Source organism: Listeria grayi DSM 20601 (genome assembly GCF_000148995.1).
GTDB lineage: Bacteria > Bacillota > Bacilli > Lactobacillales > Listeriaceae > Listeria > Listeria grayi.
The window spans coordinates 702704-717365 of record NZ_GL538353.1 but is presented as its reverse complement, the minus strand read 5'-3'; the positions used below and the strand labels follow the sequence as shown (position 1 = coordinate 717365).

At 43.3% G+C, this 14662-nt stretch carries 14 protein-coding genes; 2 read left to right on the top strand and 12 right to left on the bottom strand.

Features of this window, described 5'->3' with window-relative positions:
- Positions 1-4: 4 nt before the first annotated feature.
- From priA to HMPREF0556_RS10970, 9 genes are all read right to left on the bottom strand, one after another.
- Positions 5-2404 carry a primosomal protein N' gene (gene priA / locus HMPREF0556_RS11010; RefSeq protein WP_003758602.1) on the bottom strand — a complete coding sequence of 800 codons (2400 nt, stop codon included), beginning with the start codon at positions 2402-2404 and terminating at the stop codon, positions 5-7.
- Positions 2405-3607 carry a bifunctional phosphopantothenoylcysteine decarboxylase/phosphopantothenate--cysteine ligase CoaBC gene (gene coaBC, locus HMPREF0556_RS11005; RefSeq protein ID WP_077904818.1) on the bottom strand — a complete coding sequence of 401 codons (1203 nt, stop codon included), beginning with the start codon at positions 3605-3607 and terminating at the stop codon, positions 2405-2407.
- A 137-nt stretch (positions 3608-3744) separates the two neighbouring features.
- The gene (rpoZ, locus tag HMPREF0556_RS11000; protein WP_115346412.1) at positions 3745-3945 is read right to left on the bottom strand and encodes a DNA-directed RNA polymerase subunit omega; all 201 of its coding nucleotides are present in this window, start codon (positions 3943-3945) and stop codon (positions 3745-3747) included.
- The gene (gene gmk / locus HMPREF0556_RS10995) at positions 3945-4562 is read right to left on the bottom strand and encodes a guanylate kinase (protein WP_036106949.1); all 618 of its coding nucleotides are present in this window, start codon (positions 4560-4562) and stop codon (positions 3945-3947) included. Before gmk ends, rpoZ begins: the two co-directional genes overlap by 1 nt.
- A gap of 168 nt (positions 4563-4730) precedes the next feature.
- Positions 4731-5873: an ABC transporter permease gene (locus HMPREF0556_RS13225; protein WP_003758593.1), complete on the bottom strand. Its 1143-nt coding sequence runs from the start codon at positions 5871-5873 to the stop codon at positions 4731-4733.
- The gene (locus tag HMPREF0556_RS10985) at positions 5874-6977 is read right to left on the bottom strand and encodes an ABC transporter permease (RefSeq protein ID WP_003758591.1); all 1104 of its coding nucleotides are present in this window, start codon (positions 6975-6977) and stop codon (positions 5874-5876) included.
- 15 nt (positions 6978-6992) lie between these two features.
- Positions 6993-7934, bottom strand: coding sequence for an ABC transporter ATP-binding protein (locus HMPREF0556_RS10980; protein ID WP_036106954.1), 942 nt, complete (start codon positions 7932-7934; stop codon positions 6993-6995).
- A 95-nt stretch (positions 7935-8029) separates the two neighbouring features.
- On the bottom strand, positions 8030-9157 hold the full coding sequence (locus HMPREF0556_RS10975) for a sensor histidine kinase (protein ID WP_003758586.1): 1128 nt from the start codon (positions 9155-9157) through the stop codon (positions 8030-8032).
- Positions 9157-9798 (bottom strand): response regulator, encoded by a 642-nt coding sequence (locus tag HMPREF0556_RS10970; protein WP_003758585.1) that lies wholly within the window; start codon positions 9796-9798, stop codon positions 9157-9159. Before HMPREF0556_RS10970 ends, HMPREF0556_RS10975 begins: the two co-directional genes overlap by 1 nt.
- A gap of 111 nt (positions 9799-9909) precedes the next feature.
- Between HMPREF0556_RS10970 and HMPREF0556_RS10965 the strand changes: the two genes are divergently transcribed.
- Positions 9910-11598 carry an Rqc2 family fibronectin-binding protein gene (locus HMPREF0556_RS10965; protein WP_003758582.1) on the top strand — a complete coding sequence of 563 codons (1689 nt, stop codon included), beginning with the start codon at positions 9910-9912 and terminating at the stop codon, positions 11596-11598.
- Positions 11599-11911: 313 nt separating this feature from the next.
- Here HMPREF0556_RS10965 and HMPREF0556_RS10960 read toward each other — a convergent pair whose 3' ends face one another.
- Positions 11912-12655, bottom strand: coding sequence for a LysR family transcriptional regulator (locus tag HMPREF0556_RS10960; RefSeq protein WP_003758580.1), 744 nt, complete (start codon positions 12653-12655; stop codon positions 11912-11914).
- A 110-nt stretch (positions 12656-12765) separates the two neighbouring features.
- Between HMPREF0556_RS10960 and HMPREF0556_RS10955 the strand changes: the two genes are divergently transcribed.
- Positions 12766-13290: a DUF4865 family protein gene (locus HMPREF0556_RS10955; RefSeq protein ID WP_003758578.1), complete on the top strand. Its 525-nt coding sequence runs from the start codon at positions 12766-12768 to the stop codon at positions 13288-13290.
- A 39-nt stretch (positions 13291-13329) separates the two neighbouring features.
- On the opposite strand, the gene pyrE is transcribed toward HMPREF0556_RS10955, so the two are convergent.
- A complete protein-coding gene (gene pyrE, locus HMPREF0556_RS10950; protein WP_003758576.1) occupies positions 13330-13953 on the bottom strand; it encodes an orotate phosphoribosyltransferase in 624 nt (207 codons plus the stop codon).
- Positions 13954-13955: 2 nt separating this feature from the next.
- The gene (gene pyrF / locus HMPREF0556_RS10945) at positions 13956-14660 is read right to left on the bottom strand and encodes an orotidine-5'-phosphate decarboxylase (RefSeq protein WP_003758573.1); all 705 of its coding nucleotides are present in this window, start codon (positions 14658-14660) and stop codon (positions 13956-13958) included.
- Between the last annotated feature and the right edge of the window lie 2 nt (positions 14661-14662).

The window sequence follows — 14662 nt, the reverse complement described above, 5'->3', positions numbered from 1 at the left end:
CTCCTTACATCATAATATAGGGTTGGACATCGATCGCGATAACAAGCCCTTTTGCTTGTTCTTTTTGGTAATGCGCTATAATTTCTTTTAAATCTTTTTTTAGTTCTGGCTCCGATTTATATTTGATAATGCTTTGATAGCGATATTTATTTTTGATTCGAGTGATCGTGCTTGGTACTGGGCCGAGGACAATACTCTGATCGGATAATTTGGAACGTAAAAATTGGCTGATCTCTTGAATGATTTGGATCACTTGACGTTCATTCTCGCCGCTGACATTGATAAGTGTCAGGTAATAAAACGGCGGGTAACCACCTAATTTTCGGATGCGCATCTCATGTTCATAAAAACCGTGGTAATCATGTTCTTTCGCAAATTCAATGCTATAGCTTTCCGGATTGTAGGTCTGGACGATGACTTCTCCTGTTAAATGACTACGTCCGGCCCTTCCGCTTACTTGCGTCAACAACTGGAAAGTTCGTTCCGAAGCGCGGAAGTCAGGTAGATTGAGCATCGTATCTGCGTTGAGCACACCTACTAATGTGATCGAAGGGAAGTCCAGACCTTTCGCGATCATTTGTGTGCCAAGTAAGATGTCGGCTTGTTTCTCTTTGAATTTTGTCAGTAGTTTTTCATGCGCACCCTTTGTCCGTGTAGTATCTACGTCCATTCGAATGATTTTCGCTTCTGGGATCAATTTATTAAGATTTTCTTCCACTTTTTGAGTCCCGGTGCCAAAGTAGCGGATATGTGGGCTCTCACAACTTGGGCAGTGCTGCGGCATTCGTTCTTCATGACCGCAGTAATGACATTTAAGCTGATTGCTTGCTTGGTGATAGGTCAATGAAATATCACAGTTCGGACATTCCGCCACATAGCCGCAGTCCCGGCACATCACGAAGGAGGCATAACCACGTCGATTCAGCATGAGGACGATCTGTTCTTTTTTCGCTAACCGATCTTTGATTTTTTCAAGCAATGCGGTGGAAAACATTGTTCGGTTGCCGCTGCGCAGTTCTTCACGCATATCGATGACTTCTACACTTGGCAAGGCTTGTTGGTTCACTCGCGCCTCTAGTTCCAGCATCTGGTAGCGGCCTTTTTTAGCCCGGGCAAAACTTTCCAGTGAGGGTGTTGCACTACCGAGCACGACCGGACAACCATGCCGTTTGGCGCGCCATATAGCTACATCGCGAGCATGATAACGAGGATTTTCTTCTTGTTTATAGCTGGATTCATGCTCTTCATCCATAATGATCAAACCAAGATTTTCAAACGGAGCAAAGACCGCGGAACGAGCACCGACCACGACTTTCGCTTCTCTGCGCTCGATCTTGCGCCATTCGTCATACTTTTCTCCCGCTGATAGAGCGCTGTGCAGAACGGCTACTTCTCCGCCGAATCTGGCTTTGAAGCGCTCGACCATTTGCGGAGTCAAGGCGATTTCCGGCACTAAGACGATGGCTTCTTTTCCTTCCGCCAATGTGGCTTCGATACTTTGTAAGTAAACCTCGGTTTTCCCGCTACCAGTAACACCGTGCAATAAAAATGTTTCCGGCCGGCTGTTTTGGCTTGCTTCGATGATTCGCTCGCACGCCTCTTTTTGAGCAGGTAGTAAAACCAGCGGCTTGCTTGCTTGAAATTCTCTGCCTTGATAGGGATCACGATTGATCTGACGGTCTTCAATCTGGATAAATCCTTGTTCCGCTGCTTTGCGGATCGTTGCGTCGGTGGCGATTTTTTCATCTTTTAAATATTTCACACGGACTGGTTCCGGGTTCACTTGTAGGTAAGCAAGCAACCTGGCTTGTGCTTTTGCTTGTTTGGGCAGCTGTTCGATCTGATCCGCTAGTTGTTGAATAGATAAGTTAGTGACCACGTATCGAGCCGTTTTCTTTGTTACTTTATTTTTGACTTGGTAAACGATTTCGACGCTACCGTCTTGCAACGGCTTTTTCAACTTCGGTAGCAAATTGTTAACTTCTGCTTGTTTGAAATCGAGCGTTTCTAGTCCATCAAATAATTGCCACAGCATCTCATCACTTTCGTCGCGGATCACAAAATACTTCTCGTATTTAGCACGCATTGCGGCTGGCAGCATGGCTTGATAAGCTGTAACGCGAAATGCCAAGGTGTCTTCAGCCAAATAATCGCCTAGTTCCATCAGTTCCGTGTTCAAGACGGGTAAAATATCCATTGTTCGCTCGATCGTTTTTAATTTCGGATTTGGTTCGGTTTCCGCTATTTCAACGACAAATCCTTGCACTTGCCGATTTCCAAAAGGAACGGAAACGCGCATCCCGGGCCGCATGACTTCAAGCAATGCCTCCGGGATCATATAATCAAAGGGGCGGTCTACTTGAAGCGCAGGCACATCCACGATAACTTTTGCTATTGGTATCATTTATTCATTTTCACTTCGCTTTATAATGAGCGCGATGATCTTTTGTGCTACCTCTGCTTTTGCAAGGATCGGCAGCTCATGGACAGCTCCGTTGTCTTCGTAGATAGTAACGATGTTTGTATCTGTTCCAAAACCTGCGCCGGATTCCGCTACGTTATTAGCGACGATAAAATCTGCATTTTTTTCTGACAATTTCTTTTTCGCATTTGTTTCTAAGTCCTGCGTTTCAGCAGCAAATCCGACCACTACTTGTCCTGGTCGTTTTTCGGTTCCGATCGTTTTTAGAATATCTTTAGTACGCTTCATGCTAACGGTAAAATCACCCGGTTGTTTTTTGATTTTATGGGCATGGACTTCAAGTGGCGTATAATCGGCAACTGCAGCGGTGAAAATAAAAATGTCTGTATCGGCTTGGTGTGTTTGTACGGCCTGATACATGGACTCCGCAGAATCAACGAGGACATGCGTCACACCACGTGGTACTGGCAAGGCATTCGTTGTAGCGATCAGGGTTACTTCCGCACCGCGCAAAGCAGCAGCTTCCGCGATCGCATAGCCCATTTTACCAGTCGAATGGTTGGTAAAATAGCGTACTGGATCGATCCTTTCACGCGTTGCTCCAGCAGTGACAAGTACTTTTTTGCCTGCTAGGTCATGCTGGTCGCCCCCGAAAAATTCTTCGATCCGAGCCACGATCTTCTCGGGTTCTTCAAGACGACCTCTACCAACATACCCACATGCTAAATAGCCTTCTTCAGGTTCTATAAAGCGGATGCCGTCAGCATATAGTTGTTCGATATTCCGTACAACAGCAGGGTGGCTGATCATATGGACATTCATGGCTGGCGCGACCCAGACTGGCGACTCTGTTGCTAGCAAGGTGGTGGTGATCAGATCATCAGCGATCCCGTTTGCCATTCTGCCGATCGTATTGGCAGTGGCTGGTGCGACGATAACGAGATCTGCCCAGTCTGCTAGATCGATATGTGCAACAACGCGAGAATCTTTTTCATCAAATGTATCGGTATAAACGTCATTACGCGACAATACTTGGAAAGACAAAGGCGGTACAAAGTTTGCGGCATGTTCAGATAACATGACTTTCACATTTGCACCGGCTTGAGTTAATTTGCTAGTCAGCGCCACGGCTTTATACACAGCGATACCGCCAGTGACTGCTAATAAAATGTTTTTTCCGTTCATCATAAACTTCCACCTCATTCATAAACTCTTCCATCCATTATAACATGACAGGCCCTTATTCTTACACAAAAAAACCGTAACGGCAAAAGAAATAGATGTACTCCACTCTTTTACCACTACGGTCTTTTAGATCCGGCTTAGTCTTCTTCCGAAAGTACTAAATTACCAGAATAAATCTCTTCCAGCGCTTTACCGACATATTTATCGGATTGATAACTTTCAAGCGTGCCGTTATCATTGTCCTGCTGCATTTGACGAGCTCGTTTCGCTGCTACTGTAACCAGCGAATACTTCGAGTCGATTTTTAATAATAGATTGTCAATTGACGGATATAACATCATTTTAACCCCTCCAACATTTTTTGATAACGATGAATCACGCGCTCCGTTTTCAGATGCTCGGTTTCCACGATACCTTTTATTTTTGCAACTGCATGTGAGACTTTATCATTTACAACCGCATAATCGTAAGAAGACATCATTTCGATCTCTTTTTTGGCTGTTTCCATCCGTTCTTCCACAACCGCCATTGATTCCGTCCCACGACCGACGATACGATTTTTCAATTCGGCAAGGTCAGGTGGTGTCAAAAAGATGAAGATCCCTTCCGGCATTTTTTCTCTGACTTGAAGTGCGCCCTGCACTTCGATCTCCAAGAAAATATCTACGCCACTCGCAAGTTTTTCTTCCACATAGTCCAGCGGTGTCCCATAGTAATTGCCCACGTACTCCGCGTATTCCAGCATTCTCCCAGCAGCGATCGCTTCTTCAAATACTTCTCGCGTCCGAAAATAATAATCTACGCCATCTTTTTCTCCCACGCGCGGTTTCCGCGTCGTCATCGAGATCGAATACTCGAATGTCGTAGCTTCATCTTTAAAAATCGCTTCTCTGACAGTACCTTTCCCCACTCCAGAAGGACCAGACAATACAATCAAAAGGCCACGTTCTGCCATTACTTCCCCTCCTGCCATTCATTTCGACGCTCTCACTTTTAACGTCCTTGTCGCATGTATGTTTCATTATAGCAAAATAAGCAGGAAAATCATATAGATTACGGAAATTTTTACAGCAGGAAGTTGGTTAGCACAAAAATCATCCAGGAACAGCTGGCTACAATTCTGCTAGATAAAACTATGCGTTTCTTCTGTGTGTTTATGTTTGTAGATCGCGATGGAAGCAAACAGCAGACTGTAAGCAAATAAGACAAAAATGGCAAATAATAAGCGGCCGCTAAGCGCATCATGCTGCATTTCTCCAATTGCATCCATGACCCAGTACTGCGGCATAAAGACTGCAACTTTCTGCATGAAAGCTGGCATGATCGAAACCGGTATCAACGCCCCTGATAATAAAGAAGAAAGCGTGAAAACAATCATTTGCAGCGCACTGACACTTGTCCTGTTTTTCGCCATAAAACCAAATACTAACGATAAAAGCACCGCCATGATCGCATAGATCAGCAAGATAGCGAACAATTCCAGATAAGAAAAACCAGGCTCGATATGGAAAACGAATTTCATCCCCACTAAGCATAGCATGATCTGGAAAACTAATGTGGCGAGCGCGAACAAGGAATTACTCGTTAAATATTGTCTGCTGGTAAATGGTGCAGCCATTAAACGGTAATAAGTCCCGTCTTCTTTTTCTTGGAAGATAAGCTCCCCGAGATTTCCAGCTGAATACAGCAGCATCATGCAGAAAAAGCCAATGATCGCACTAGTCATCATGATCGTCGTATCCTTTTCTACTCCTACTTGTTGCTCTTTGATCGTCACTTTCGCGTGTTCATACGCCTCTTTATATGTTTGGAAAGAATGATCCGGATCACTCAGCTGGACAAACTTGACTGTTCTGCTGATTTGATTATTGAGCAATGCCTTCACTTGATTGGAGATTTCTGCTCCGCGAACAGTCTGTATCTCAAAACCGCGTGGCTTTCCCTCTTTTAGACTGGCATTGCTTCCGGAATGAAAAACAATCAGCCCATCGATATTGCCATTAATAACTTTCTTCTTCCCGGTTTGATAATCCAGCAATTTTGTGTCGCTATTCGCTTGTAAGCCTTTAACCACTTCAGCAGTATAAACGCCATTGTCCTGATTGACGACACCGATCCGAAGGTGACTGATATTATCGCTGGATTGATAGGAGAAAAAGTAAATAATAATGCTGATGATCGGTGTACCAACCAAGACTAGCAGCCGAAATTTATTTTTCCAAAGAACTTGCGCATTATGTTTAAATAACCAGCCGATTGCTTGCATTTAGTACACTTCCTTTCGATTTTGCCAGAGAGTCATTAAAATGATCAACCCAATACCGATACTTAGATTCAGTAAAATCGGCAACATGGCTGCATTTGGTTCATGATTATATAAAATTTGCTTAACACTGTTGCTCGCCCAACCCAGCGGTGAGAATTTTTCCATTGCTGCTCCGTTCGTTGGGAAATAGGCGCCGCCCATAAAAGCAAAGACTTGGATCAACATGCCGCCAGCTCCGGTTATCACAGGGTTCCCGTTGCTGATCATATCGACTGTCATCCCTAGCAGTATCGCTAAGATCCCCAATGTGAAATAAGTCAGAGAAACGATCAATATATGATTGCCCCATTCCACGTGGAAAATAAACTGGGAGACGATCATCAGTATCGCTAAAATAAGCGCTAAAATGACTAATTCACCTAAAAAGTTGCCGACGATCAGTGCTTGCTTTTTGACAGGTGCGGTATAGATCCTGCCGATCGTGTGACGGGTCTTTTCCCCGCGCATGACATATGTGCCGCTATAAAAGTTGAACATCATCGACAGGGCGATCAGCGCGATCGCATAGTATTGGAATGAACTGACATTCTTAGAAGAACTCAATTTATGGACCGTGATCGCATTTTCGTCTACTTGTGCGGATTGCAACGCTAGTTTGACCTTACTCGGATCAACACGCATGACGCCATTTATTACTTGATAATTGGCTGTGAAGGCTTGGAGATAATTTTGCAATACACTATTTTCCACAACATCGGGATTGTTAGTAACCACATGAAGCGTTTTTGCGTCCGTTTTCACTACTGCAGTCACCTTGCCATTTTTCACAGCCCGTTCCCCCGCTTGCGCTTCCATTGGTCGGAATCTGACCCTATTACTGTCCGCTTTTTTCGCAAATGTTGCAAATGCTTTTCCCATTTGAGTTTTAGTATCTGCTTGATAAGCAATCGTTAGCTTATCTAACTTGATATTTTCGCTAAAACTGTTTTGAAGCGCACTACCGAGCACAAACATTAAAGCAAGCGGGAAAAGCAGCATGTAGATCACGTAGCTGCGGTCGCGCATTCCAAGTTTTACACTCTTTTTGAGGATATGCCAAATCATATGCCGTTCTCCTTTCTAATCTCGTAATTTTCGGCCTGTTAAATTTAAAAAAACAGTTTCTAAATTCAGCGTTTGCTGATTCACTTCCATGATCTCGATCTTTGCAGCGATCAAAGTCGCTAATACTTGATTGAGATTATTGACTTCAGTAGAAGAAGTCACACTGATTTCCGAATTCCCAATCAATTCTACGGTTTGAACACCCTTGATCTGTTTCAGGGCTTCTATGTCGATCGCATTACCATTAGCATTTATCTGGATACGCATATCTTTGACGTCCGTCACCAGTTGGATCAGTTCTTCTTTTGTACCCTCAGCGATGACTTTCCCATGATCTACAATCGCGATATAGTTGCATAATTCTTCTACTTCTTCCATGTAATGGCTAGTGTAAATAATCGTGGAACCACGGCGATTGAGCTTGTGGATCGACTCCAAAATATAATTACGCGACTGCGGATCGATCCCAACGGTTGGCTCATCCATAATAATCAATTCCGGCGAATGCGCGATCGCACATGCAATATTTAGCCGTCGCTTCATCCCTCCCGAAAAAGTTTTCGGACGCTCATTTAAATTATCAGCTAATCCTACGAATACCAACGCTTCTTTCGCGGCATCTTCCAACTTTGCGCCCCGAAGACCATACAGTCCGGCAAAAAATTTTACATTTTCTAATGCAGAAAGATCATTGTAAAGCGCTATTTCTTGAGGAACAAGACCAATTCGCTTTTTGATAGTCAGAGGGGCCGCATCCAATGATTCACCAAACACACGGATGTCTCCGCTAGTTCGCTTCATTAAACCGCTTAAAATATTGATTATCGTACTCTTTCCCGCCCCATTCGGACCAAGCAGACCAAAGCTTTGCCCTTGTTCTACAGTTAAACTGAGATTATCCACTGCTGTTTTCTTTTGGAATTTTTTTGTTAACCCCTCGATTTCGATAATATTCATTTCACTGCCTCTTTTCATTTTTCGTGATAGTTTCATTATAAAAAAGAAGTGAGAAATGCAGTAGTGCATTTTCTCACTTCTTTTCCATGAGTTTCTCATGATGTTGTTTCTTCCGTCGGTAATAAAGTCACGATCCCAAAACCGGATCGTGTATCAATGACAAGATTTCCTCCTAGTTTGGATGTTCGTTCTTCCATACCGATAATGCCCAGGTGCTTCTCAAAATGAGCCGTTCCTAACCCATTATCTTGGATCTTAAAGCGCACGATCTTATTCAAGACGGTCAGTTGGATATTCACTCGTGTGGCTTTGCTGTATTTCAGCACATTGGTCAATGCTTCATTTAAATTATGGTAACAGACATACCACATCGCTTGGGTCACCCTGCGTAAATCACCTTCATAATGAAAAACCGTTCTGATCTGATAATCATTTTCAAATTCTTCTAACTTTGCCTTCATCTGACTGATTGCAATACTTTCCTGCGCTGGTTTGGTTGCTTGGAGTGTTTTACGAATCGAATCGATGCCATTTTTATTGATCACGATCGCATTCCCTAATAGTTCACTTGCTTTCTCTGGATCTTTATAGAGAATCGCCTGCGCGGCTTCCAGCTGGATCAGGCCGCCTGTCAATGCGTGTCCGAGTTGATCATGGATCTGATGCGACAAATGATTTCTTTCCTCTAGTTTTGCTAGTTGTGTTTCCCGGAGAAATTGTGCTTTTTGCTGTTCCACTTTTTGCGACAGTTCTTCCATGTGTCTCTTAAGTGCTTCGTTAGCTTCCTCTTTGGCTTTCATCAAATGGTAGCCGCGTCCAAGCAAATGATAAAACAGCGCCAATATAACAGTCAAAAAGACATATGCTAATCTTTCTGTGAAATTTGGTAGAAAAAACACGCAACTATTCGCAAGTAACAGATATAGTAATGTGTCTCTCAACCTTTGCACTTCTTTTTCTAAGATCAAAGAAAGCAGCGGAAATGGGGCGAAGAAATATAGATAAGGTAAAGCAAGGCCAGCACTAAACAAAATTATAACAAGCAATGTGATTTTCCAGTAAAAAGGCTTTGCCAAGCACTCGATCAAGAGCGCCGCACTCAAATAGAGAAGCACACTCACTAGATAATAGCCAATCTGCATGTGACTGAGAGGCTGTTGTGTCAAAAACAATAAGAAAAATAGCGTGAAATAAATATCGAACTGTAATTTATAAAACACCATTACTCCGTTCCCCCCGCCTTACCTGTCAAATAAAAGATCGCCAATTGAGTTCGATGTTCTAGTCCTAATTTATTTAATAATGCCGAAATATTATTGGCAACGGTTCCTTCCGAGATAAACAGCTTTTTCGCGATTTCCTTATTCGACAACCCACTCGCTACAGCTTGGATCACATCTTGTTCCCGCGAGGTGAGCGGTAATTTAGCCATGTGCGCTTTCGTTTGGTTACCCGACAAAGCTACCTTCACCTTTTCCCAGATCTCCGCTTGCATGATATTTTGGTTTTGAACGACGCCTCGAACTGCAGCAATGATGATTTTAGGATCATTGTTTTTCAGCAGGTAGCCTTCCGCACCATTTCGGATCGCATCGATAATGTAGGCATCATCATCAAAAGTAGTTAGGATAATCACCTTCGTCTCTGTTTCCGCAGTTATCCGCTTCGCTGCCTCGACCCCATTCATGACTGGCATCCGAACATCCAGTAAAGCTACATCGATATCATATTCCAAACAATAATCCACGGCGGCTTGTCCATTCGCCACCGTGGCTGCGACTTCGATATCCGCTTCCATATCGAGAATAATCTCCAAACCACCTGTGATAAAAGCATTGTCATCCGCTAGTAAAAGTTTTATCATTTACGCCCGCCCCTTTTCATTTCCTCTTCATTCTAATCGAACCAAAAACAAGTCGTCAAGGCTATTCTATGCTACAATAGATGAGGATTACAGATAAAGGAGAACTGACCTATGTTTGATGCAATGTTTTTAAAAGCCTTAACAAAAGAACTAACGCTTGGAGCTGAAAGTGGTCGAATCATGAAAGTTCATCAGCCCTTCGCCCACGAATTAGTTCTTTATATACGAAAAAATCGTGAAAATAAACGCTTGCTGATTTCTGCACATCCGAGCTATGCCCGTGTTCAATTCACTGCAGACATTCCCGAAAATCCTTCTACGCCGCCCATGTTTTGTATGTTGCTGCGAAAATATCTAGAAGGCGCGGTTATTGAAAAAATCACCCAGCTTCCAAATGAGCGTATCTTAAAACTAGAGATCCGCGGGAAAGACGACATCGGCGAAAACCGCTTTTGCGAACTTTATATTGAGATCATGGGCCGTCATAGTAATATCGTACTGGTAGACCGGGAAAAAGGAACGATCGTTGATACGATCAAACACATCTCTCCTGCTCAAAACAGCTACCGTACATTACTTCCCGGTGCAGCGTATCGCTTGCCGCCACAGCCTGAAAAGCAAGATCCCTTCCAGTTCGACAGCAGCCAATTTGCCAAAAACGAACTTCCTTCCACGAAGGAACTTGTCAGCCAATTTGCCGGATTCAGTCCGCTCCTTGCCCAAGAGATCCGCTTGCGTGCCCAGGAAAGCAGTCTCACGCAAGCTTTTGATCAGGTGATCACCGCGGTTCGCTTGCATAGCGAAGAACAACCAAAAGCACTCTACTTCCGAAAAAATGAGAAAGAAGATTTCTACTTCATGCCTCTAGAGAGCATGACGGAGATCCTTGGCAGCTATGATTCGCTTAGCGAGCTGCTCGATGCATTTTATCTCGGCAAAGCTCGCCGTGATCGCGTCCATCAAGTCGCAAAAGATCTAGAGCGTTTGCTGACCAATGAGATCCAGCGCAACAAAACAAAGATCGAAAAATTAAAGCAAACATTGATAGAAGCAGACGAAGCCGATAAATACCGACACTACGGTGAACTTTTGACAGCGAATCTTCATCAAGTAAGCCGCGGAATGACCACGATCACAGTGGAAGATTTTTATAATGACATGAAGCCAGTAGCCATCCCGCTCGACACACGAAAAAGCGCTTCGCAAAATTCCCAAGCGTACTTTGCGAAATATCAAAAATTACGCAATGCCGTCGCTTATGTCAATGAGCAACTTACATTGACCGCGCAAGAAATCGAGTATTTGGAAACGATCCAGTCGCAGCTAGAGCTCGGCAATTCAGCCGACGTGGAAGAGATCCGTATCGAGCTTGCCGAACAAGGCTATCTGCGCTATAAAAACAAAGCTGGAAAACGGAAAAAACCGACCAATCCAACTCCTGAAAAATACCGTTCCAGTACCGGCCTTTCGATATTAGTCGGCAAAAACAATAAACAAAATGATTATTTGACGAATAAATTAGCGAAAAACAACGAACTTTGGTTCCACGTAAAAGATCTGCCCGGTTCCCATGTAGTCATCCAATCGCCAGATCCAGACGAAACTGCTATCGAAGAAGCTGCGATGATCGCCGCTTATTTTTCCAAGGCACGCTTGTCAGGAAGTGTTCCTGTTGATGCGACGCTGGTAAAGCATGTCAAAAAGCCCAACGGTGCAAAGCCGGGTTACGTGATTTATACAGATCAAACGACTTATTTTGTTACACCGGATGAAGAAAAAGTGCGGAGTTTGCGTCAATAATGGAAAAACCTGCTGTAGAGCGGGTTTCAGACTGAAGAAAAACACCATTTCAATCATTTCCTAGCTATTCCCAGCTTGGCGAAAAATGATTAGATTCTAGGCAAAGTCGAGTACCGAAGCGGAGCGTACTTAAGTACGTGAGCATCGAAACGCAGACTTTAACGACGAAGATGAGCGTTTTTCGCCAAGCTGAAACCTGCTGTAGAGCGGGCTTTTTTGTTATATAGAAGGTATTTGGATGGTTGCTGATATTGTGGAAGAAGGATATGGTTTTGAAAAGCAGACTTGGCAGCTGCTTTTTTATTTTTGCTTGCTATAATAGCTCATGGATCTGATATTCTATCGCATACGCTTCTGTTCCCGCTTTTTCCAATCCAGCCTCCTGCTCTAACAAATAATCAGGCAGAAGTGCTATTCCTTGCGATGCTTTGACCAAACTGATGATATTCCGTATCGAATCGATTTCGTGAATAGGATTTCCAGTGTCGATCTCGTCCAGCGACTTTTTCCGAAAAGGACACGTTTTATCTTTATTTACAAATAATGGTAGCGAGTTAGGTTGTTCTGCAGCAATTGCAATCATTAGTGAAGCATTCATTTCACCTTTTGCTATTACTTTATATGGACTTGTAGTTGGCAATTCCGTATATGAGAAAATGATGTCGTGTTGCGCTTGATCGGCTAATCTATTTATCTCCGTGGTTTTAACAATGGTAAAATCATATTCCGCTAGCGCATACCGTTCTTGATAAACGATCAAATAGTCAAATAAATTTTCTGATGTGACGATAGAAGCTTTTTGCTTGTTTTTTAATGCTTTTTTTATATTTTCAGTCTCAATAAGGATCTTGTTAGTATGTGTATAAAATTTTTCCCCGGCTATCGTAGGGGTCAAGCCTCTGGAAGTCCGAACAAATAATTGCGCGCCATATTCTTTTTCGATCTGCTTCAAACGCATGGTAACATTGGATTGCGCATAGCCAAGTACTTTTGCATCTTTATTCGTCGACTTTTCTTCATAGAGCTTTTGGTAAATCAAGAAATCATTGAGATTCATTTTACTGTCTCCTGTCGTTATCACTTTTTACGATAATAGTATCACATTTCGGTATTATTCAGGTAATAGAAAAGCGACTATACTTGTTGGTAGAAAGGATTGTGATAACGATGATAGGCATGCAGTATCAAGTACAGCTTCCTGCTGATTATGATATGGAGATAATAAAAGAACGGGTGCGGACAAACGGAACTAAGACAGATGGACTTCCGGATCTCCTATTTAAAGCATATTTGATCAGTGAGAAGAAGAAAAACCAATTTAACAGCTATAGTCCGCTTTATGTATGGAAAAAGACAGAAGGAATGACTAAATTTATTTTTGACGGTTTTTATGATAATATTCTACGATCATTCGGCTGGCAGCATATCGAAATCGGGATAACACAAAATGTGATCCTCAAAGAAGATTTTTATCAAAGCCAATATCTAACCGAAGAATATGTGGATATCCAGCCAACTAGCTCGTTACAGCAAGTTGTTTTTCCAACGCAACCACATCCAGATTCTACGGGACAGGTCATTATTTATAATCCGGACAAATGGAAATATGTATGTTATACCTTTTTTAAAACCGTTCCACCTCAGCAATTTGAAAAAAGTTATGAAATCCTTCATTTATCTACAGAAAATTAAAGAGCTGTGCCTGATTTATAGTCAGGCACAGCTTCTTTATCATTTCCCCCAATTTTCTGGGTCCTTGTTCCATTGCTTCAGCGGCTCGATCTCTGCTTCCGCTATGTATCCTTCTTGAAGTGCTGTATCGATCAACGTTTCGTAATCGGTCAATGTTCTAAGTTCCACTCCGGCCTCAGTAAATAATGCTTTCCCTTTGGCTAATCCGTAATTGAAGATTGCGACAACGCCGAGCACCTCAAGTCCGGCTTCTCGCAATGCTTCCACAGCTTTCAGCGAGCTTCCTCCTGTGGAGATCAAGTCTTCGATGACTACGACTTTCTGTCCGGGGGTGGCGACACCTTCGATCTGGTTGCCTTTGCCATGCTCTTTTGCCTTTGAACGAACATAGGCCATCGGTAATTCTAATTGATCACTTACCCATGCTGCATGCGGGATTCCGGCTGTTGCTGTTCCGGCGATCAGCTCTACTTGTGGAAAATTTTCTTGGATCAGTGTGCTTAATCCTTTAGCAATAAACTGTCTCACTTTCGGATATCCTAATGTCAGACGGTTGTCGCAATAGATCGGTGATTGGATCCCAGACGCCCACGTGAATGGCTCGTTTGGCTGTAAAAAAACGGCTTTGATATTCAATAATTGTTTAGCTGTTTCGGTTTGCATATTTAGTTCCCCCACTCTTCCAAAATTTGCTGATACGCTTTTAGCGGTGACTTTGCTTTCGTGATCGAGCGCCCGACAACGATACTTGATGCGCCGAGTTCTCTAGCTTCTTTTGGTGTAACGACTCGTTTTTGATCATCAACGCTATCGGACTTCAGCCGAATTCCTGGTGTAACACATAGGAATTCCGGATTGGTCGCTGCTTTGATCAGTCCGGCTTCTTTCGCAGAGCATACCACACCGTCAAGTCCGGCTTCTTGGGCTAATCGGCTATAGTGAACGACGGAATCGTTTAGACTTGCGCTTATCAGTTGCTCTTCCTGCATCGCGGCTTCACTCGTGCTAGTGAGTTGTGTGACGGCGATTATTTTCGGGACCTTGGTTCCAGAGCCGCTGATCAATCCTTCTTTTGCTGCTTCCATCATTGCTCGCCCCCCAGCGGCATGGACATTGACCATATCTACTTCAAGTCCTGCCAATACTTTCATTGCGCTCTTGACTGTATTGGGGATATCGTGCAATTTCAGATCCAAGAAAATTTGGTGTCCTTGTGTTTTTAGCTCATACAATAAATGCTGTCCGCCGGCATAAAAAAGTTCCATGCCGATTTTCACATATAAAGAGTCGTCCGTCTGCATCTGCGTCAAAAAATGATCGATCTCTGCTTTAGTAGCAAAATCAAGGGCCACAATCGGCTTGTCTGTCATTA